The organism is Micromonospora sp. SL1-18 (genome assembly GCF_047921505.1).
In the GTDB taxonomy this organism is placed as follows: Bacteria; Actinomycetota; Actinomycetes; order Mycobacteriales; family Micromonosporaceae; genus Micromonospora.
The window spans coordinates 1-18,958 of record NZ_JBLROA010000043.1; the positions used below are offsets into that span (position 1 = coordinate 1).

General features: G+C 74.2%; 18 protein-coding genes. 10 read left to right on the forward strand and 8 right to left on the reverse strand.

All coding sequences use genetic code 11. From position 1 onward, the window contains the following. Positions 1–97: 97 nt before the first annotated feature. Positions 98–979 carry an enoyl-CoA hydratase/isomerase family protein gene (locus tag ACNAW0_RS20155; RefSeq protein WP_416289482.1) on the forward strand — a complete coding sequence of 294 codons (882 nt, stop codon included), beginning with the start codon at positions 98–100 and terminating at the stop codon, positions 977–979. On the opposite strand, the gene ACNAW0_RS20160 is transcribed toward ACNAW0_RS20155, so the two are convergent. Further along, positions 895–1,497, reverse strand: coding sequence for a peroxiredoxin-like family protein (locus ACNAW0_RS20160; RefSeq protein ID WP_416289483.1), 603 nt, complete (start codon positions 1,495–1,497; stop codon positions 895–897). The two genes, ACNAW0_RS20155 and ACNAW0_RS20160, sit on opposite strands and share 85 nt — an antisense overlap. 70 nt (positions 1,498–1,567) lie before the next feature. Here ACNAW0_RS20160 and ACNAW0_RS20165 point away from each other — a divergent pair, with 70 nt between their 5' ends. Further along, positions 1,568–2,176, forward strand: coding sequence for a TetR/AcrR family transcriptional regulator (locus tag ACNAW0_RS20165; RefSeq protein ID WP_416289484.1), 609 nt, complete (start codon positions 1,568–1,570; stop codon positions 2,174–2,176). A 141-nt stretch (positions 2,177–2,317) separates the two neighbouring features. On the opposite strand, the gene ACNAW0_RS20170 is transcribed toward ACNAW0_RS20165, so the two are convergent. Then, positions 2,318–2,761: an HNH endonuclease gene (locus ACNAW0_RS20170; protein WP_416289485.1), complete on the reverse strand. Its 444-nt coding sequence runs from the start codon at positions 2,759–2,761 to the stop codon at positions 2,318–2,320. Positions 2,762–3,038: 277 nt separating this feature from the next. Between ACNAW0_RS20170 and ACNAW0_RS20175 the strand changes: the two genes are divergently transcribed. After that, positions 3,039–4,820 (forward strand): NAD-binding protein, encoded by a 1,782-nt coding sequence (locus tag ACNAW0_RS20175; protein WP_416289486.1) that lies wholly within the window; start codon positions 3,039–3,041, stop codon positions 4,818–4,820. 6 nt (positions 4,821–4,826) lie between these two features. Here the strand turns inward: ACNAW0_RS20175 and ACNAW0_RS20180 are convergent, their stop codons facing one another. Together ACNAW0_RS20180 and ACNAW0_RS20185 are read right to left on the reverse strand one after the other, a co-directional pair. Continuing rightward, entirely contained in the window at positions 4,827–6,032 is a 1,206-nt protein-coding gene (locus ACNAW0_RS20180) for an APC family permease (RefSeq protein ID WP_416289521.1), read from the reverse strand. Positions 6,033–6,081: 49 nt separating this feature from the next. After that, positions 6,082–6,843: a phosphatase PAP2 family protein gene (locus ACNAW0_RS20185; protein ID WP_416289487.1), complete on the reverse strand. Its 762-nt coding sequence runs from the start codon at positions 6,841–6,843 to the stop codon at positions 6,082–6,084. 110 nt (positions 6,844–6,953) lie between these two features. On the opposite strand from ACNAW0_RS20185, the gene ACNAW0_RS20190 reads away from it, so the two are divergent. Continuing rightward, a complete protein-coding gene (locus tag ACNAW0_RS20190; protein ID WP_416289488.1) occupies positions 6,954–8,165 on the forward strand; it encodes a DUF4032 domain-containing protein in 1,212 nt (403 codons plus the stop codon). A gap of 44 nt (positions 8,166–8,209) precedes the next feature. On the opposite strand, the gene nagA is transcribed toward ACNAW0_RS20190, so the two are convergent. Genes nagA through ACNAW0_RS20205 form a run of 3 tightly spaced genes read right to left on the reverse strand, consistent with a single transcriptional unit; the run spans position 8,210 to position 11,211 of the window. Further along, entirely contained in the window at positions 8,210–9,319 is a 1,110-nt protein-coding gene (nagA, locus tag ACNAW0_RS20195; RefSeq protein ID WP_416289489.1) for an N-acetylglucosamine-6-phosphate deacetylase, read from the reverse strand. Positions 9,320–9,338: 19 nt separating this feature from the next. Next, the gene (locus ACNAW0_RS20200; RefSeq protein WP_416289490.1) at positions 9,339–10,259 is read right to left on the reverse strand and encodes an ROK family protein; all 921 of its coding nucleotides are present in this window, start codon (positions 10,257–10,259) and stop codon (positions 9,339–9,341) included. 22 nt (positions 10,260–10,281) lie between these two features. Continuing rightward, positions 10,282–11,211, reverse strand: a complete 930-nt coding sequence (locus tag ACNAW0_RS20205) for an SIS domain-containing protein (protein WP_416289491.1) — start codon at positions 11,209–11,211, stop codon at positions 10,282–10,284. A 200-nt stretch (positions 11,212–11,411) separates the two neighbouring features. Here ACNAW0_RS20205 and ACNAW0_RS20210 point away from each other — a divergent pair, with 200 nt between their 5' ends. The 6 genes from ACNAW0_RS20210 to ACNAW0_RS20235 all read left to right on the forward strand — a co-directional run bounded on the left by ACNAW0_RS20210 (position 11,412) and on the right by ACNAW0_RS20235 (position 16,561). Beyond that, positions 11,412–12,197: a DeoR/GlpR family DNA-binding transcription regulator gene (locus tag ACNAW0_RS20210; protein WP_416289522.1), complete on the forward strand. Its 786-nt coding sequence runs from the start codon at positions 11,412–11,414 to the stop codon at positions 12,195–12,197. Between the two features lie 123 nt (positions 12,198–12,320). Further along, positions 12,321–13,331: an ATP-binding cassette domain-containing protein gene (locus ACNAW0_RS20215; RefSeq protein WP_416289492.1), complete on the forward strand. Its 1,011-nt coding sequence runs from the start codon at positions 12,321–12,323 to the stop codon at positions 13,329–13,331. After that, entirely contained in the window at positions 13,328–14,344 is a 1,017-nt protein-coding gene (locus ACNAW0_RS20220) for an ABC transporter permease subunit (RefSeq protein WP_416289493.1), read from the forward strand. Before ACNAW0_RS20215 ends, ACNAW0_RS20220 begins: the two co-directional genes overlap by 4 nt. A gap of 108 nt (positions 14,345–14,452) precedes the next feature. After that, on the forward strand, positions 14,453–14,899 hold the full coding sequence (locus ACNAW0_RS20225) for a DUF3263 domain-containing protein (protein WP_416289494.1): 447 nt from the start codon (positions 14,453–14,455) through the stop codon (positions 14,897–14,899). Between the two features lie 98 nt (positions 14,900–14,997). Beyond that, entirely contained in the window at positions 14,998–15,900 is a 903-nt protein-coding gene (locus ACNAW0_RS20230) for a hypothetical protein (protein ID WP_416289495.1), read from the forward strand. Between the two features lie 151 nt (positions 15,901–16,051). Then, the gene (locus ACNAW0_RS20235; protein ID WP_416289496.1) at positions 16,052–16,561 is read left to right on the forward strand and encodes a GNAT family N-acetyltransferase; all 510 of its coding nucleotides are present in this window, start codon (positions 16,052–16,054) and stop codon (positions 16,559–16,561) included. A 46-nt stretch (positions 16,562–16,607) separates the two neighbouring features. Here the strand turns inward: ACNAW0_RS20235 and ACNAW0_RS20240 are convergent, their stop codons facing one another. Then, a complete protein-coding gene (locus ACNAW0_RS20240; protein WP_416289497.1) occupies positions 16,608–18,890 on the reverse strand; it encodes an AAA family ATPase in 2,283 nt (760 codons plus the stop codon). Positions 18,891–18,958 lie beyond the last annotated feature (68 nt).

Genomic DNA, 18,958 nt, shown 5'->3' on the forward strand with positions numbered 1-18,958 from the left:
CCTGGCCGTACCGTCGGCGGGCCCGGCGGCCACCCCACGCGGGTGGTCGTCGGGCCCGCGCCGTTATGGTCGGCCGACCGGCGGCGGAGGAGGAGAGATGTCGGACGCGGAGCTAACCGTCACGGTGACCGGGACGGTGGCGACCGTGGTGATCAGGAACCCGGCCCGCCGCAACGCGTTGACCAGTGCCATGTGGCGGCAGCTCCCGGTGCTGCTCGACGGCCTGGAGGCCGACCCGGCGGTGCGCGCGCTGGTGCTCACCGGCGCCGACGGCACGTTCTGCGCCGGTGCCGACCTCGGTGACCTGGACGAGCTGCTGGAGGCCGGTGACGAGAGCATCGCGGTCGCCGCCGAGGAGCGGCTGGCCGTCTTCGGCAAGCCCACCGTGGCAGCGATCGAGGGGGCCTGCGTCGGCGGCGGGTGCCAGCTCGCCGTCGCCTGCGACCTGCGGCTCGCCGCAGCCGATGCCCGGTTCGGCGTACCCCCGGCGCGGTTGGGGCTGGTCTACCCCGCGCTGACCACCCGGAGGCTGGCCCGCCTGGTCGGCCCGTCGGCCACCAAACACCTGCTGTTCACCAGCGAGCTGGTCGACGCCGAGCGAGCGCTGCGGATCGGTCTGGTCGACGAGGTGCTGCCGGCCGAGGCGCTGGCCGCCCGGGTGGCGAAGGTCACCAGCGCCATCGCCGAGCGCTCCCGACTCACCGTCGCGGCGGCCAAGGAGATCATCGACGGGCGCGCCGACGATGCGCGTATCGCCTGGTGGCACGGGCAGGTCCGGGCCAGCGGTGAGGCCCGCGAGGGGGTGGCGGCGGCCAACGAGCGCCGGCCACCGCGCTTCGGCTGGACGCCGCCCGTGCTCCGGGACGCGCGCCCGGCCGAGGCGTTCCTCCGCGTTCACCCCGAGGTGGCGGACGGCTCCGGCCGGCCGGTGACGCCGGAAACCAGCGTGAGGAGCTCGTCCACCGACCACTGGTCGTAGGCGTGCTCGCCGTACTTCGCGGCGAGCACGCGGCCGTCGGGTGCGACGAGGAAATCGGCGGGCAGGCCGAACCGCCCGCCGTGTGGCACGGCTGCGGGCGGCCGTTCCCGTCCCCGCAGGCCGGCCCACGCGCTGCGGGTGACGGCACGCAGGATCGGCCCCCAGGCTCGGGGGGTCAGTACCGACCGGACCGAGGGCTCCACGCCGAATTCCCGGTAGAGCCGCTTGTCCGGGTCGGCGACCACCGCGAACGGCAGCCCGGCGACGTGCTCGCGCAGCTCGTCGGCGGGGGAGTGGAAGAGCACCACCTCACGTACGCCGGCGGCCTCGATCTCGGCGTGCCGCCGGACGATCGAGCGTAGGTGCAGGCTGCACACCGGACAGCCGGCGAAGCGGCGGAACTGGAGGTGGATCAGCCGCCGGTCGTCCGGTACGGCGGCCTCGGCCCCGGTGACGGTGGTCAGCCGGCGACCGGCGACGACCGAACCCGGGCCGACCGGCCTGCGGGATGTGTCCATGGGTGCCCCCGATCGTAAGCGTACGAAGTACTCCTACAACCGTAGGCGTATCTTGTACGCTGTCAAGGCCATGCCACGTCCCCGCTCGCTGACTCCCGCGCAGCTCGCCGACGCGGCGCTGGCCGTGGTCGACCGGGACGGCCTCGCCGCCCTGACCATGCGGGCGGTGGGCAACGAACTCGGGATGAGCACGATGGCCCTCTACCGGTACGTCGCCGACCGGGAGGAGCTGGAAGGGCTCGTCGTGGAGCGGGTGCTCGACGGCGTGGACGTCACCCCGCCCGACACCGGCCCCTGGCCGGACCGGATCCGGGTGCTGGTCGAGCGGATCCGGTCCGCCGTCGGGGCGCACCCCGCCGTCGTGCCGCTCTTCCCCGCCCACCGGCACCGCTCACCCGGTGTGCTGCGCTGGGCGGAGGCGGTCCTCCAGGTGCTGACCGAGGCCGGCTTCCACGGCACCCGCCGGGTGGTCGCGCTGCGCGGCCTGCTCAGCTACGTCATCGGCGCGATCCAGCTGGAACACCTCGGCCCGCTCTCCGGTGCGGGCACCGTCGCCATGGCGCGGCTGCCCCGCGACGAGTTCCCGCACATGGCCGAGACCGCGCGGGCCGCCCGTACGGTCGGGCCGGACGAGGAGTTCGGCGGCGGGCTCGACATCCTGCTCCGCGGACTTGCCTGACAGGACTGAGGATGTCCCCGGCCCGGGCGCTGGCCCGACGGATTCGCCAACCCGGGCGCCGGCCCGACCGGTCCGGGGCCGGCGGGCGCCGCGTCGGGGGCGTACCCCCGATGCGGCCCCCTGTGCCCGCCGGCCGGCCCGTCACCGCCCCGCCAGTGCCGCCCAGGTCGGCGTCGCCGGCTCGCGCCGCAGCGGCATGCCCGCCTCGGCCGGCGTCCGGTCGCCCTTGCGCTGGTTGCACTCGTAGCAGGCGGCGGTGGTGTTCTTCCAGGTGTTCCGGCCGCCGCGCGAGCGGGGCAGGATGTGGTCGATCGTGCTGGCCAGGGCGTCGCAGTACGCGCACCGGCGGCCGTCGCGGCGCAGCACCCCGCCCCGCGACCAGGCCGGGCCGGCGCTGAACCGCCAGCGGGTGACGACGTAGCGGACGAGGCGGACCACCCGGGGGACCGGGAAGACACCGATCACCCGGTCCGGCTCGGCCTCGTGGATCTCGGCGACCCGCCGGCAGAGCATGCGGATCGCGTGCTGGACGGTGACCCGGTGCAGCGGGCCGAGGTCGGCGTTGATGACGAGGACGGCGTCCACCGGGCTCCCCCTTCACGATCGGTGGTACGGCAGCAAAAAGCCGCCCTGGTCCACGGGACGGGCGGCTGTGACGGATGCGCGGATCCGCGTCAGTCGGGCCACCCGGCGTGGGGACCTTCGGCTCGGCAACCGTCGCTGAGCAGCCACGACGGCACGGTGGTGGCGTGTCGCAGCGACATCGACGGCTCCCGGAGCGGTGGTTGACCTTGCGCGCTCACGGTAGATCGGCCCCGGGAAGGCGGGCAACGCATTTCGATCCACCGCGTACGATCCGGGCATGGCCGAGCCCCTGCGCGACCGCGCTCGCCGCGCTGCCGGCTGGCGGCTCCGGATGAACGGCGATGTCCGCCCGCACTACGTGGTGTGCGGCTCCGACCCGCTGGCCTACTGGGTGGTCCGGTCGTTGCTCGCCACCGATTCGCCCACCGGACGGGTCCGGGTCACCCTGGTCGTGCCCGAACGCCGCCGCTCCGAGGGGCCGGACGGCCGGGACATCGAGGGCGTCCAGGTGGTCCTGGCCGACCGGCTCGACGAGGCCGCCTTCCGCCGGGCCGGGCTGGCCGGCGCGGACGGGCTGGCCCTGCTGCACCAGGACGACGTGGGCAACATGCACGCCGCGCTCTGCGCCCAGGAGGTCGAGCCCCGGCTGCGCCTGGTGGTACGCATGTTCAACACCAGCCTCGCCAACGGTCTCCAGCAGCTCTTCCCCGACTCGGCGGTGCTCTCCGACGCCTCGATGGCCGCCCCGGCCTTCGTCGCCGCCGCGCTCGGCGAGCTGGCCCCCACCCACTTCCGGCACGCCGGCCGCACCCTCTACGCGGCCCGTCGCGCCGACGTACGTCCGCCGGACGTGGTCTGCGGGCTGGCCGTCACCACCGACCCGGAGCTGGTCCGGGTGCTGCCGGCCGACGAGGCGGCGGCCGACGTGGTGCTGGCCGAGGCGACCGGGGAACTGGCCGGCACGGAGCTGGCCGCTCGCCGACTGGCCCGGGCCCGGCGGCGCCGACAGCCCGTGGCGGTGCTGCTGCGCGCGATCCGCAGCTTCGCCACCCGCAAGATCGGCATCGCCGTGTTGGTGCTGCTCGGGGTGATCGTCATCCTGGGCTGGCTGAACGCCCGCGCCGCGGGCGTGAACTGGTCCGACGCGCTCTATCTCACCCTGGTCGACACGTTGAGCGGCGAGGATCCGGACGTCGACAAGACGATCGCCGCCCAGGTCATGCAGGTGGTGCTCAACCTGGCCGGGCTGGCGCTGATCCCGCTGATCACGGCCGCCGTGGTCGACGGCATCGTCAACGCCCGGCTCGCCCTGCACACCGGCCGTACCCAATCCGACCGATCCGGCCACGTGGTGGTGGTGGGGCTGGGCAACATCGGCACCCGGGTGATGGCCCAGCTCAACGACTTCGGGGTCGAGGTGGTCGCCATCGACCGGAATCCCGACGCGCGCGGGGCACCGCTGGCACACCGGCTCGGCGTACCGCTGATCGTCGGGGACGCCGGCCTGGAGGAGACGCTCCGGGCCGCGTCCGTGGCGACCTGCCAGGCGCTGGTGGTGGTCTCCACGGACGACGGGGCCAACCTGCGTGCCGCGCTGAACGCCCTGTCGCTCGACCCCGACCTGCGGGTGGTGCTCCGCCTGTTCGACGGCGATTTCGCCGAACGGGTCCAGAAGGCGTTCGGGATCGGCATCTCGCGCAGCGTGTCCTACCTGGCCGCGCCCGCGTTCGCGGCGGCGCTGCTGGACCGTGCGGTGGCCGCCACCATTCCGGTCGGCCGGCACGCGCTGCTGGTCACCGAGGTGCCGGTGGCGGCCGGCTCCCCGTTGGACGGTCGTCCGCTGGCCGCGGTGGCCCGCCCCGGCGAGGTACGCCTGCTGGCGCACACCCGGATCGGGCAGCGCACCGACTGGTCCGCCGACCCGCGGATGGTGATCCAGGCGGGGGACCGGCTGACCGTGGTGGCCCGGCGGGCCGGGCTGACCGCTCTGCTCCGGGAGACCGCCCCGGTGCCGCCGGAGCCGGCCGGGATGCCGGCCCCGAGGCAACCGGAGGAGTGACCCGGGTCAGGCCCGCCGGGCGGCCTGCCGCAGGGCGTACCCGAGGGCGCCGAGGGCGAGTACGCCGAAGCCGGTGAGCACGCTGGCCAGCGGCAGGCTGATCGCCAGCACGACGCAGCCGACCAGCCCCAGGGCGGCGAGGAGCTGCACCGGAGCCCTCCGGCCGGGCTCGCGGCCCAGGGTGAGCGCCGAGGCGTTGGCGATCGCGTAGTAGACCAGCACCGTGCAGCTGGAGAAACCGATCGCACCCCGGATGTCGCCCAGGGCCACCACGATCACCACCACCACGACGGCGACGGCCAGCTCGGCGTGGTGTGGCACCCGGTAGCGGGGGTGCACGGCGGCCAGCACGCCGGGCAGGTCCCGGCGACGGGCCATCGCCAGCGTGGTCCGGCCGACGCCGGCGAGCAGGGAGAGCAGCACCCCGGTCACCGCCACGGCCGCCCCGGCCCGGACCAGCCAGGTCAGGCCGGGCAGCCCGGCGACAGAGACCGCCTCGGCGAGCGGCGCCGCAGAGCCGGCCAGCCGTTCGTCGCCGAGCACGCCGAGCGCGACCACGGCCAGCACCAGATAGATGACCAGCACGATGCCGAGCGCCAGCGGCACAGCGCGCGGGATGGTCCGTTGCGGGTCGCGGACCTCCTCGCCGAGGGTGGCGATCCGGGCGTACCCGGCGAAAGCGAAGAAGAGCAGGCCGGCGGCGGTCAGCACACCCTTGGCCCCGGTGCCGCTGAGACCGTCCAGCCGGCCCAGCCCGACGTGCGGTGCACCGGTCGCCGCCACCACGACGAGCACCGTGAGGGTGAGGCCGACCAGCACCCGGGTGGCGGTCGCGGTCTTGCCGATGCCACGCAGGTTCACCGCGGTCACCGCCACCACCGCGAGGGCCGCGACCAACCGCGCCTGGCCGGGCCAGAGGTACGTCCCGATGGTCAGCGCCATCGCCGCGCAGCTCGCGGTCTTGCCGACCACGAACCCCCAGCCGGCGACGAACCCGGCGAACGGGTGCAGCCGTTCCCGGCCGTAGACGTAGGTGCCGCCGGACTCCGGGTAGCGGGCGGCGAGCCGGGCCGAGCTGGTCGCGTTGCAGTAGGCGACGAAGCCGGCCACCGACAGCGCGATCAACAGCCCCGTGCCGCCGGCCGCCGCCGCGGCCGGGGCGAAGACCACGAAGACGCCCGCGCCGAGCATCGACCCGAGACCGATGACCATCGCATCGGGTACGGCCAGTCGCCGCGCCAGCTCAACCACGAGCCGCAGGCTACTGGGCCGAGGTGAACGGATGGTCCCACCTGTGCAGCGCGGTGGGCAACGGCACGTCGTCCCAGGGCACCCGGTGCAGCAGGCGGTCCAGCAGCAGGCCGAGCAGCAGCCCGGCGGCGCCGTCGGTGATCCAGTGGAAGTTCAGGTAGGTCGTGGTGACGAGCAGGATCGCCGGTGGTGCCACCCGGATCAGCCGGTAGACGTGCGCCGGCAGCCGCCCGGCGGCCAGCGCGGCGAGCAGCAGCGCGATGACGCCGTACCAGATGATGGCGTTGGCGACGTGCCCCGAGGGGTACGACATCGAGTACGCCCCGGCCGGCAGGTGGTTGAAGATCCGCACCGCCTCCTCCGGCGGCAGAAACGGCTCCTTGATCGTGGCGGTGGGGGCGGCCCGGTCGGTCCAGACCTTCAGCGGGCCGATGGTGAGGTAGGTGACCAGGAAGGTCCCCGCGACCAGCAGCAGCGGTCGCACCGAGTGCCGGCGCCAGGCGACCGCCACGGCGAGCGCCCCCGCGACCGGCATCAGCAGTTGGCCACCCTGCCCGAGCAGGTTGAACACCCGTGCCGCCCAGTAGAGGGGGACCGGGGAGTGCCCGAACGCCCAAGCGCTCACGGACAGGTCGAGATCGAGCAGCAAGCCCCGGGTAAGGGCCACGGTCAGGCCGACCAGGGCGGCGAGCAGCAGCCCGTCGACCCACCAGCCGGCCGGCCGGACGGGCCGGAGCCGCAGCTTCTCGCGTACCCCAGTGGTCTCCCGCACGCGACCACGCTACCGGCCGCCGACGGCGCTGGCCGGGCGCGGGCATCGGCGGCTGTGTGCCGGCCCACGATGGGAAGCGCTCCGCCGGGTCAGCCGTCACACTTGTCCCCGTGCGGATCACTTCGGCCCTTGTCGACCCGGCGTTGCTGGACCTGCCCTGGTCGACCCCGCTGGAGGAGTGGCCGGCCCAGCACCTCGTCGCGCTGCCGCAGGGCATCTCACGGCACATAGTGCGCTTTGTCCGTCTCGGTGACTACGTCTACGCGGTGAAGGAGACCGGCGAGCGGGTCGCCGAGCGGGAGTACGACCTGCTCCGGGCCCTGGAACGGATCGACTTCCCGTCGGTCGAGGCGGTCGCGATCGTGGCCGACCGGCAGACCGACGACGGCCGGCCGCTGGACCCGGTGCTGATCACCCGGCACCTCCAGTTCTCGCTGCCCTACCGGGCTCTCTTCTCCCGGACGCTGCGGCTGGAGACCATGAACCGACTGCTCGACGCGCTGGCGGTGCTGCTGGTCCGGATGCACCTGACCGGCTTCTTCTGGGGCGACTGCTCGCTGTCCAACACGCTGTTCCGGCGGGACGCCGGCGCCTTCGCCGCCTACCTGGTGGACGCCGAGACGGGGGCGTTGCGCCGTTCGCTCTCCAACGGCCAGCGCGGCGAGGACCTGGAGATCGCCCGGGTCAACATTTTCGGCGAGGCGCTGGACCTGCAGGCCGCCGGGCTGCTGCACGAGTCGATCGACCCGGAGGTGGTCTGCGAGGAGGTCGTGCAGCGGTACGAGCGGCTCTGGCACGAGGTCACCTACGAGCAGCAGGTCGAGCGGGAGGCCCGGCACGACATCGAGGGGCGGATCCGCCGCCTCAACGAGCTGGGCTTCGACGTCGCCGAGGTGGCCATGTCCACTGCTGACAACGGGCGGTACCTGGTCCGGCCGAAGGTGGTCGACGTCGGCTACCACACCCGTCGGCTGCTCCGCCTCACCGGCCTGGACGCCGAGGAGAACCAGGCCCGCAAGCTCCTCAACGACCTGGACGCGTACCGGTCGGAGAGCGACCTGGCCGACGAGCAGCAGGCGGCGCACCGCTGGCTCACCGAGGTGTTCGAGCCGGTGGTCCGGGCGGTGCCCGCGCACCTGCGCAGCAAGCTGGAGCCGCAGGAACTCTTCACCCAGATCATCGAGCACAAGTGGCTGGCCTCCGAGCGGGCCGGCCGGGACGTCGGCATGCGCCACGCCGTGCAGTCGTACCTGTCGGACGTGCTGGTGCACCGCCCTGACGAGCAGGCGGTGCTCGGCGTCGAGGTCCCCGCCGCCGGTTGACGTCGGCGCCGCCGTGACCCGCCCCGCTCCCCGGCGGCGAAGGGTCACTCCACCCAGCAGCCGGCCCGCATCACCCGGAGCACGTTGAGGTCGTCGTCGAGCACGACGAGGTCGGCCCGCAGGCCGGCCTGGAGCGCGCCGACCTGGTCACCGAGGCCGATCGCCCGGGCCGGGGTGGTGGCGGCCATCCGGCAGGCGTCGGGCAGCGCGACCCCCGCCGCGACGGCGTGCCGCAGGGCGGCGTCCATGGTCAGGGTGCTGCCGGCGATCGCGCCGTCCCGGCTCAGCCGGGCCACCCCGCCGGACACGGTGACCGCCTGCCCGCCCAGCTCGTACTCGCCGTCGGGCATGCCGGCGGCGGCCATCGCGTCGGTGATCAGGGCGGCCCGCTCCGGGCCGGCCGTCGAGGCGGCGAAGGCGAGCATGCCGTCGTGCAGGTGCACCCCGTCGGCGACCAGTTCGCAGACCACGTTCGGCGCGTCGAGCAGGGCCACGACCGGTCCGGGCTCCCGGTGGTGCACCGGGCGCATCCCGTTGAACAGGTGCGTCCCGACGGTCGCGCCGGCGGCCACGGCCGCCCTGGTCTGCTCCCAGGTGGCGTCGGTGTGCCCGACCGCGGCCACCACACCGCGCGAGACGAGCAGCTCGACGGCCTCCAGCGCGCCGTCCCGCTCCGGGGCCAGGGTGACCATCCGGACCGCGCCGTCGCCCAGCTCGATCAGCTCCGCCAGCTCGTCGGTCGACGGGTCGCGGAGAAACTCCGGGTTCTGCGCGCCGCAGCGGTCCGCCGACAGGTACGGCCCCTCGAAGTGGACGCCGGCCAGCACGCCGGAGGCGACCAGCGGCCGGTACGCGGCCGTCGCCTCCCGCATCAACTCCAACGGAGAGCTGACCAGGCTGGCCAGCAGGGTGGTGGTGCCGTGCCGCAGGTGGAACGCGGCCGCCTCGCGGGCCGACTCGGCGTCCCCGGTGGTGAAGGTGTGCCCGCCCCCGCCGTGGGTGTGCATGTCCACGAAGCCCGGCACGATCCAGTGTCCGTCGCGCACCGACGGGTACTCGGCGACCGCCCTGATTCGGTCATCCCTGATTTCCACGCAGCCCTGCCGGATCACGCCGGTCGGGGTCACCACCTTGCCGCTCACGCGCAGGGTCATCGGCTCTCCATCTCCATGGTCAGGGTCGGGCGTCCAGGGCGAGCAGGGCGGCACCGAGGCAGCCGGCCTCGTCGCCGAGGGCCGCCGCCACCAGGCGCGGCTCCCGGTGGAAGGTCAGCCGTTCGCGTAGCGCCGCGCGCAGCGGGTCGAGCAGTCGGGGCCCGGCCTGGGCCAGCCCGCCGCCGATCACGATTGTCTCGACGTCGAAGAGCGCCTGGGCGGTGGCGAGCCCGTCGGCGAGCGCCTCGACCGCCTCCCGCCAGACCCGGCGGGCCAGCGGTTCACCGGCCGCTGCCCGGTCCGCCACCTCGGCCGCCGTGGTCGGGGCACCGGACAGCTCGGTGTACCGGCGGCCGATCGCCGAGGCCGACGCCACCGCCTCCAGGCAGCCCGGGCGGCCGCAGCCGCAGCGCGGGCCGTCGGGGCGTACCAGGATGTGGCCGATCTCGCCGGCGGCGCCGTGCGCGCCGGTGGCGGCCGATCCGTCGATCACGTGGGCGGCGGCGATGCCGGTGCCGATCGCGACGAAGAGCACGTGATCGACATCACGGCCGGCGCCGAGCCGGGACTCCGCCAGGCCGCCCAGCCGCACGTCGTGGCCGAGCGCCGCGGGCAGCCCGAGCCGGGCCTGCGCCAGCTCCCGCAGCGGTACGTTTCGGAAGCCCACGTTCGCCGACCAGACCGCGACCCCGCGGGCCTCGTCGACCACCCCCGGTACGGCGATCCCACAGGCCACCGGGGTCAGCCCGTCGGCGCGGGCCTTGCCGGCCAGCCCCTGCGCGATGTCGAGGATCGTGCCGACCACCGCCTCCGGACCGCGCGCCGCCCCGGTGGCGTGCCGTTCGGCGTGCACCGTCGTGCCGTCCGGGCGTACCAGGGCGCACTTCATCCCGGTGCCGCCCACGTCCAGCGCGACGACGACCTCGTCGCCTGAGCTCACGCGGTCGTCTCGCTTCGCTCGCTCACGCGAGCACCACGGAGCGGGTCAGGTGCCGGGGCGCGTCCGGGTCGAGGCCGCGGCTGGTCGCCAGCGCGACGGCGAAGCGCTGGGCGAGGATCAGGTCGGCCATCGGATCGACCGGGGTACGCCCGACCGCCCAACTGGTCAGCGCCGTACGCCAGCCGTGGGTGCGGCTGTGCACGAAGGTGGCGCCGGTGGCGGCGACGTCCTCGGGCAGGTCGTCGGGGATCCCGCCGAACGCCCAGACCAGCCGGCCCGGGGCGGCGATCGAGATGGGGCCGTGCCGGTAGTCCATCGCCGGGTACGCCTCGGCCCAGAAGGTGGCCGCCTCGCGGCACTTCAGCGCGGCCTCCTGGGCCAGCCCGACCGTCCAGCCGCGGCCGAGGAAGGTGACCTGCTCGATGCCGGCCGGGTCGACCGGCAGCGGGGCCCGGACGGCCACCTCGGCGTCGGCGGCCAGCCGGCCCAGGTCGTCGCCGAGGTGGGCGCGGAGCAGGGCGAGCGCGGTGGTGGCGAACCGGGTCTGCACGACGGAGCGCTCGTCGGCGAAGGGCATGGCCACCGCGGCGTCAGCCAGTTCGACCGCCGGGGAGGTCGGGTCGCCGACCAGGACCGTGGTGGGGAGCTGGCCGCGCAGCGCGGCGAGCAGGTCCAGCACCTCGGTGGTGGTGCCGGAGCGGGTGATGGCGATGAGCCGGTCGTAGCGGCGGCCGGTGGGGAACTCGCTGGCCTGGAAGGCGTCGGTCTCGCCCTGGCCGGCGCGTTCGCGCAGCCCGGTGTACGCCGTCGCCATGAACCACGACGTGCCGCACCCGACGACGGCGACCCGCTCGCCGGGACGCGGCAGGCGGTCGGTGACCGTCGGGGCGAGTCGCGCCGCCTCCCGCCAGCAGTCGGGCTGGCTCGCGATCTCCGCCTGCACGTACGCCATGACAACTCCTCGCCAAGGGAGACCTTGCGCAATACGGCGCGTTATGGCCGCCTTTCGCGCGTCATTCTGCGTGAATCGGGGTGGTCGTGGCAACCGGCTCCCGGATCGCGCAGCTCAGGGTTTTGCGCCTTCCTAGTTTCGCGCACTACTGTGCACGCAATCAATCACGGTTCGTGCAGAGTCAAGTGGAGGCCCCCGCGGTGGACCGGTACGCCCGATGGAACGCGCTGCTCGAGATGCTGACCAACAGCGGCCGGGTCAGCGTCGAGGAGGCGGCCGAGCGCCTGGCCGTCTCCCAGGCGACCATCCGGCGCGACTTCGACCAGCTCGCCCAGCAGCAGATGATCACCCGTACCCGGGGTGGGGCGGTCGCCAACGGCGTGTCGTACGACCTGCCGCTGCGCTACAAGACGGCGAAGCACTCGGCCGAGAAGCAGCGGATCGGCACGGCAGCCGCGGCGCTGGTCTCCCCGGGCACCGTGGTCGGCCTGAATGGCGGCACCACCAGCACCGAGGTGGCCCGGGCCCTGGCCGTGCGGCCGGATCTCAACACCAACGCCGAGGGTGCCCAGCTCACCGTGGTCACCAACGCCCTGAACATCGCCAACGAGCTGCTGGTGCGCTCGCGGATGAAGGTGGTGGTGGCTGGCGGGGTGGTCCGGCCCAAGTCGTTCGAGCTGGTCGGCCCGCTGGGCGGGGCACTGCTGCGCGAGGTGACCCTCGACGTCGCGCTGCTCGGCGTGGACGCGATCGACCCGCAGCTCGGCGCCGCCGCCCACCACGAGGGTGAGGCCGCGATGAACAGCCTCATGGTGGCCCGGGCCAAGCGGGTGGTGGTGATCGCCGACTCGTCCAAGCTGGGCGGCCACGCCTTCGCCCGGATCTGCCCGGTGGACCGGGTGGAGACGCTGGTTACGGACTCCGGTGCCGCCCCGGCGGTGGTGCAGGCGTTCCGGGACGCCGGTGTGCACGTCGTCTGCGCCTGAGCCGGGTCCCCCTCCTCCGGTCGGCTGAACCCGCCGGCGTTTCGTGCCTACCGGGTATTGCCCCCGGCTGCATACCGCGTATGGTGTCGAGCTGTCATCGCAACTCATCGGGGGAGGTGCAGCTTGCCAGCTGTCCTGGAGATAGAAGGTCTACGTAAGACATACAAGAGTCGCCGCCGCGGCACCCGCAACGCACTGGACGGCTTCGACATGCGGGTCGAGACGGGGCAGGTACACGGCTTCCTCGGCCCCAACGGCTCGGGCAAGACCACCACCCTGCGGACCCTGCTGGGGCTGATCCGGCCCGACGGCGGCCGGATGGCGATTCTCGGGCAGGAGGTGCCGGCGGCGCTGCCGGCGGTGGCTGGCCAGGTCGGCGCCATCGTGGAGAGTCCTCAGTTCTTCCCGAACTTCACCGCCCGGGACACGCTGTCCCTGCTCGGCGAAGCCGGCGAGGTGCCGCGGCAGCGGATCGACGAGGTGCTGGAGCTGGTCGGGCTGCGCGACCGGGCCGGGGAGCGGGTCAAGACGTACTCGCTCGGCATGAAGCAGCGGCTCGCCGTCGCGTCCGCGCTGCTCAAGAACCCGAAGCTGCTCATCCTGGACGAGCCGGCCAACGGCCTCGACCCGGGCGGCATCCGGGAGATGCGTACGCTGATGCGCAACCTCGCCGAAGCCGGCATGACCGTGGTGCTGTCCAGCCACATCCTCGGCGAGATCCAGCTGATCTGCGACTCGGTCACCATCATCTCGCTGGGCCGGCGGGTGGCCTTCGGCCCGGTCGGGGAGGTGCTCGCGCAGCACTCCGCAGGCGGAGTCCGGGTGCGGCTGGATGCGGTCACCGACCTGCCGGCCGCCGCCGACACGCTGACCCGGGCCGGGATCCAGGTGACCGGGCATCCCGACCACCTGATGCTCGCCGGGGTCGACAAGCCGGCCACGGTCACCCGGCTCCTCGCCGAACAGGGCCTCTACGTCAGCGAGCTCGCCCCGGTCGCCGTCGACCTGGAGAGCGTCTTCCTCGAATTGACCGCCACCGCGCCGGTACCCGGCCAGCACCGGCAGGTCGACCAGTCCACGAAGGTCGGTGGCGCGGGGCAGCCCGGTGCCACCACGGGAGGGTGGGGCGCGTGAGTCTCTACCGTACGGAGCTGCGCCGGCTGGCCAAGCGGCGCTTCACCCGCTGGATGACCGTGCTTGGCCTGCTGGTCCTGGCGGCCGTGGTCGTCGGGGTCTTCTTCAGCAACCACAAGATCGACGCCGCCGCGGTGGCGAGCGCCGAGCGCAAGGCTGAGCAGGAGTACCAGCAGCAGGTGCGCTACACCGAGCAGGAGCGCACCGCGTGCGAGCAGGCCAAGGCCGGCGGTACGGCGGAGCCCGGCCGCTTCCCCGAGGACTGCTCGGTCATCTCGCCGCCGCCCCGGGAGGCGATCGAGGCGCGTTGGTTCCTCCCCCCGACCTTCGACTTCCGGAAACAGTTCGACTCCACGTTGACAGTGTTCGCCGCGATCCTGGCACTGGTCGGGTTCGTGGTCGGCGCTTCGTTCATCGGCGCCGAATGGAACACCGGCGGGATGATGAACCTGCTGCTCTGGCGGCCGAAGCGACTGGCCGTCCTGGCGACCAAGCTGGCGGCGCTGCTGACCGGCGTGCTCACGGTGGCGCTGCCCACCGCACTGCTCTGGCTCGGCGGGTTCTGGCTGATCGGCACCTACCGGGGCAGCACGAAGAAGATGACCTCCGGTGCCTGGCAGTCGTTCGGCCTGACCGGGCTGCGCGGCATCGTGCTGGTGCTGGTCATGGCGGCGGCCGGGTTCGCGCTGGCCTCGCTCGGTCGGCACACCGCGATGGCCCTGGGCGGGTCGATCGCCTTGGTGGTGGTCGGCCAGTTCGGCCTCGGCATCCTGCTGAAGATGGCCGGGGTGAGGTTCGTGCAGGCCTGGCTGCTGCCCACCTACCTGACGGCGTGGATGGAGCAGAAGGTCACCCTGGAGAACTGGAACGCCTGCAACTTCAGCTATGGCGGGGAGTGCAAGCCGGACACCCTCGACATCACCTGGCAGCACTCGTCCGTCCTGATGGCGGTCGGAGTGACGGTGATCCTCGTCGCGGCCTTCTGGGCGATGCGGCGCCGGGACATCTCCTGACCCGGCCCGCCCCGGCCGCCGCGTCCGATGCGGCCGGGGCGGGCCCTGGTTAGGCTGAGGTCCCCGGTCCGGCGTTGTCGTGCCGGCCGCCCGGCCCTGAGGAGCGCCATGCCCGCCGACGCCCCCGACCGGCCCGAGCCGTCCGGGCGCGTCGATGTCGGACGCCGGGAGACCGGCGTCGCCGTACCCCCGCCCCGTCCCGCCCCGGCGGTCGAGGCGGTGCCGACCGTCGAGCCCGACCAGGCCGACCTCACCGGTGCGGTCCCCGCTTCCGACGCGGCCCCCGCCCCCGGCGCGGCTTCCGCCGGCTCGGCGGAGCGGCCGGGCGGGCTGACCGAACGGGACCAGCGGATCCTCGCCTTCGAACAGCAGTGGTGGAAACACGCCGGCGCGAAGGAACAGGCGATCCGGGACACCTTCGGGCTCTCCGCGACCCGGTACTACCAGCTGCTCAACGCGTTGCTCGACCACCCGGCCGCGCTGGCCGCGGAGCCGTTGTTGATCGGCCGGCTGCGCCGGTTGCGCGGGGCTCGGGCCCGCAGCCGGCGTCGCTGAACGGCCCACTCGTGGTCCGTGCCTGGTCCGGTGCCGGCGTCCGGCCGCATGTCCTCGGCCGGTCCGGGTAGGCGAGCGGCGACGGAGGGAGCGATCGGATGGGGGCACCAGACCGCCGGTACCCGACCGGGAGCATGCCGGCGCGGCCGATCGGGACGGCGCCGCTGATGCGGGTACGTTCCGCCTCCGACCCGGCCCCCGGCCGGCTGGTGAACGAGGACGTCGTCTTCCGGTTCGGTCCGCTGGTCGGGGTCCTCGACGGGGCGACCGTGCCGGAGGGCTTCGACACCGGCTGCGTGCACGGTCCGGCCTGGTACGTCCGGCACCTGGCCGCCCGGATCGGCCTGGCCGTCGCGGCCCGGCCGGCGGCGACGCTGATGAGCAGCCTGGCGGCGGCCATCCTGGCGGTTCGCGCCGACCACGGCGGGGAGTGCGATCTCGACCACCCGGGTACCCCGTCGTCCACGGTCTGCCTGCTCCGCGAGGGCGGCGACCAGGTGGACTACCTGGTGCTCTGCGACAGCCCGCTGGTGCTGGACGCCGGCGGCCAGGTCAGCGTGGTCTCCGACGAGCGGCTCGACGCGGCGATGGCGGACCTGCGCCGGACCGCCGCGCTGCTGCCCGGGTCCGGCGCCGACCCGGCGACCCTGTTCCGTCAGTCGGTGCTCGTGCAGCGGGCGCGGATGAACCGGACCCACGGCTACTGGGTCGCCGCCGCCGACCCGGACGCGGCGTACCACGCGATGACCGGGACCCTGCCGCTGCGCGGACCGGGGGCGCTTCGGCGGGCGGCGCTGCTCAGCGACGGCGCCTCCTGCGCGGTCGAGCAGTTCGGCCTCTTCAGCTGGGCCGGACTGCTCGATGTGACGGCGGCGGAGGGGCCGGAGGGGCTGATCGGCCGGGTCCGGGCCGCCGAGCGGGACCACCCGGACCGGCTGCGCCGGCATAAGCGGACCGACGACGGCTCGGTGGTGTTCTGCGAGTTCGACCCGGCCGGTTGAGGGCCGGCCGCCCGAGGAGAGTCCAGGCGGCTGGCAACGGAGCGTGAGGTGGAACACGGAGGGGGTACGACCGGCCGGTACGGTCGTCCGGACCGGCAGTCCGGGGTCAAAGGGGTGGACTTGGGCCGGTAGGGCCGGCAGACTGCGGCTCGTGACGGGTGCCGTACGACTGGAGCCGGTGGACGAGTGCAACCTGGAGCCGTTGCTCTCCGTAGCGGCTGCCGAGGCGGAGCCGGAGGACGTCATGCCCCCGGTGGAAGCCCCGGCCGGTTGGTCGCTGGCCCGCCGGGACGCGTTCCGGGAGTTCCACCGGGCCAGCTTCGGCGGCCTGGACGGCCCCACCCGCACCCTGATGTACGCGATCGTCTCCGGTGGCGAGGTGGTCGGCATGGTCCGGATGGCCCGCTGCGACGAGCCCGGGACGGTGGAGACCGGAATGTGGCTGGGGCGCTCGGCGCGGGGGCGAGGGCTCGGGGCGGCGGCCCTGCGTGAGTTGCTGAAGGCCGCCGCGGCGGCCGGCATGAACACCGTCGTGGCCGAGACAACGCCGGGCAACCAGGGTGCCGTCTCCGTGCTGAGGAAATGCGGCGCGGAATTGCGCGAAAAGGGTGGGAAGCTGCACGCGCGGATCTGTCTGGATTCGGTGCTGCCGGCCTGCTGACACCGCCGTCCCACCCTTTCGGTAAATACCTCCTGAGGTGAGCGGCTCAGCCCGTCTGCCGCTCCGCGTACGCCTCCAGCGCGGCGAGCTGGGCGGGGTCGAGGGAGGGGCGGACGCGGGTCCGGGCCGCCTCGACGTGGGCGACGGTGACCGTGGCTGCGGTCAGCGACTCGCGCATCGCGGCGAGCGCCGCCTCGCGGAGCAGTGCCGCGCAGTCGGCGGCCGAGAACCCGTCCAGCTCCGCGCCGAGCGCGGCCAGGTCCACGTCGTCGGCGAGCGGGACGTTCCGGGACGCCGCCCGGAGGATCTCCGTCCGGGCCGGACCGTCCGGCGGCGGCACGTACACCAGGCGTTCCAGGCGGCCGGGACGGAGCAGTGCCGGGTCGATCCGGTCCGGCCGGTTCGTCGCGCCGACCACCACCACGTTGCGCAGCGCTTCCACCCCGTCCAGCTCGGTGAGCAGGGCGGCCACCACCCGGTCGGTCGTACCTCCGTCGGTGGCCTGGCCGCGAACCGGGACGAGCGCGTCCACCTCGTCCAGGAAGATCAGTGTGGGGGCCGCCTCGCGGGCCCGGCGGAACAGCTCGCGGACTGCGCGTTCGCTCTCACCCACCCACTTGGAGAGCAGCTCCGCGCCCTTCACCGACAGCACGTTCGCCCGCCCGGCACCGGCCAGCGCGGTGACCAGGTACGTCTTGCCGCAGCCGGGCGGCCCGTACAGCAGCACCCCGCGCGGTGGCGTCACGCCCAGCCGGGCGAAGGTGTCCGGGTAGGTCAGCGGCCAGAGCACCGATTCGGTCAGCGTCTCCTTGACCTCGTGCAGGCCCCCGACGTCGTCGAGGGCCACCGAGGCCAGCTCCAGGGTGGACCCGGCCATCGTGGTCGGCCGGACCACCTCCAGCGCGGCGGTGACGTCCGTCATCGCCACCGTCGGCGACTCGGTCGCCTTCTGCCGCAGGGCCGCCCGTACGCCGGCCTCGCGGACCAGCGCGGCCAGGTCGGCGGCGACGAACCCGGGCGTACGGGCGGCCACCTCGTCCAGCCGGACGTCCTCGGCGAGCGGCATCTGCCGGGTGAGCACGGTCAGCTGTTCCCGGCGCAACGCCTGGTCGGGCAGCGGGACGGTGATCCGCAGCGCGAGCAGGTCCGGCGCCCGCAGGGCCGAGTCCAGCGCCTCGGGGCGGCCGGTGGTGCAGACCACGGCCGCCCCGGCCCGGACCGCCTCGGCGACCACCTGGCGGAACACCGTGGCCACCGGACCTGGCTCGTCGGCCGGGGCGACGGCCTCGACGTCGGTGACCAGCAGGACGGCGGGACCGTCCGCGCGTACCGCCTCGGCCGCCTCGCGCAGGCGGCGGGCCGCCGCGTCGTTGCCCAGCGCGGCCAGCTCCGGCGCCCATAGCGGGCACACCCGGGCGCGTACCCGGGCGGCGACTGCTCGTACCAGGGTCGACTTGCCTGACCCGGCCGGCCCGCTGAGCAGGACGCCCAGCGAGACGGTGGTGCCGAGCCGGCCCAGCACCTCCCGGTGGTGAAAGCCCAGGTCGAGCAGCTCGGTCAGCTCCTCGGCCTGGGCCCGCAACCCCGGCAGCTCATCTAGGTCCGGTGCCGCCCCCGGCTCGACGAGTTCGGGCTCGGGCGGGGCGGGCGCGGCCCATTCGGTCCCGGCTCCCGCCGGTCGGTTGACCGGGGGCCGGCCACCGGCGGTCGGGCGGCCGTTCGGGTACGGGCCGGCGGCGCCGGGGCCGTGGGTGGCGGCGCCGTGCTCCCAGCCGACGACCGTGTCCATGGTGACCAGCGCGCCGGCCTCCGGCTCGGCGGTGACCACGGTGAGCAGTGTGCTGGTCCAGGCGTACCCGACGGTGTTGGCGAGGCTGCGCCGCGCGGCCTCGACCAGGCCGCGGACCGCAGCGCCGGGCAGCACGTCCTGCGGCAGCAGCGAGACATCGTCCCCGGCGGTGACCATCTTGCCGAGCAGGGCGAGGCGGAGCATCTCCGGGGAGACCGCGGCGACGATCGCGGCCGGGCCGGCCAGGGTCACCGTGCGGGCCGGGACCACCGGCAGGGGGCTCACCCGCACCTGCCCGCCGTCCCGCAGGCCGAGGTTGCCCAACAGCAAATCGTCGGCGTAGAGCAGGGCGGTGCTCGCGGCCGGCTCGGCCGGGGCGACGATGCCGGCGGTCACCCGCCGGCCGGCCAGCCGGACCGGGTCGCCGGGACGCAGCGCCAGCGCGGCCAGCACCTTCGGATGCAGGCGGACGACGCCGCGTCGGGCATCCAGCGCGGCCGGCCGCAGGCTAGCGGTCAGGGTCAGGTCGGGTTCCGCCACCCGCCCGACAGTAGCCGCCGGTGCCAGGCCCGCCGCTCCGCCGTACCGCGGATCTCAGGGATCACTCA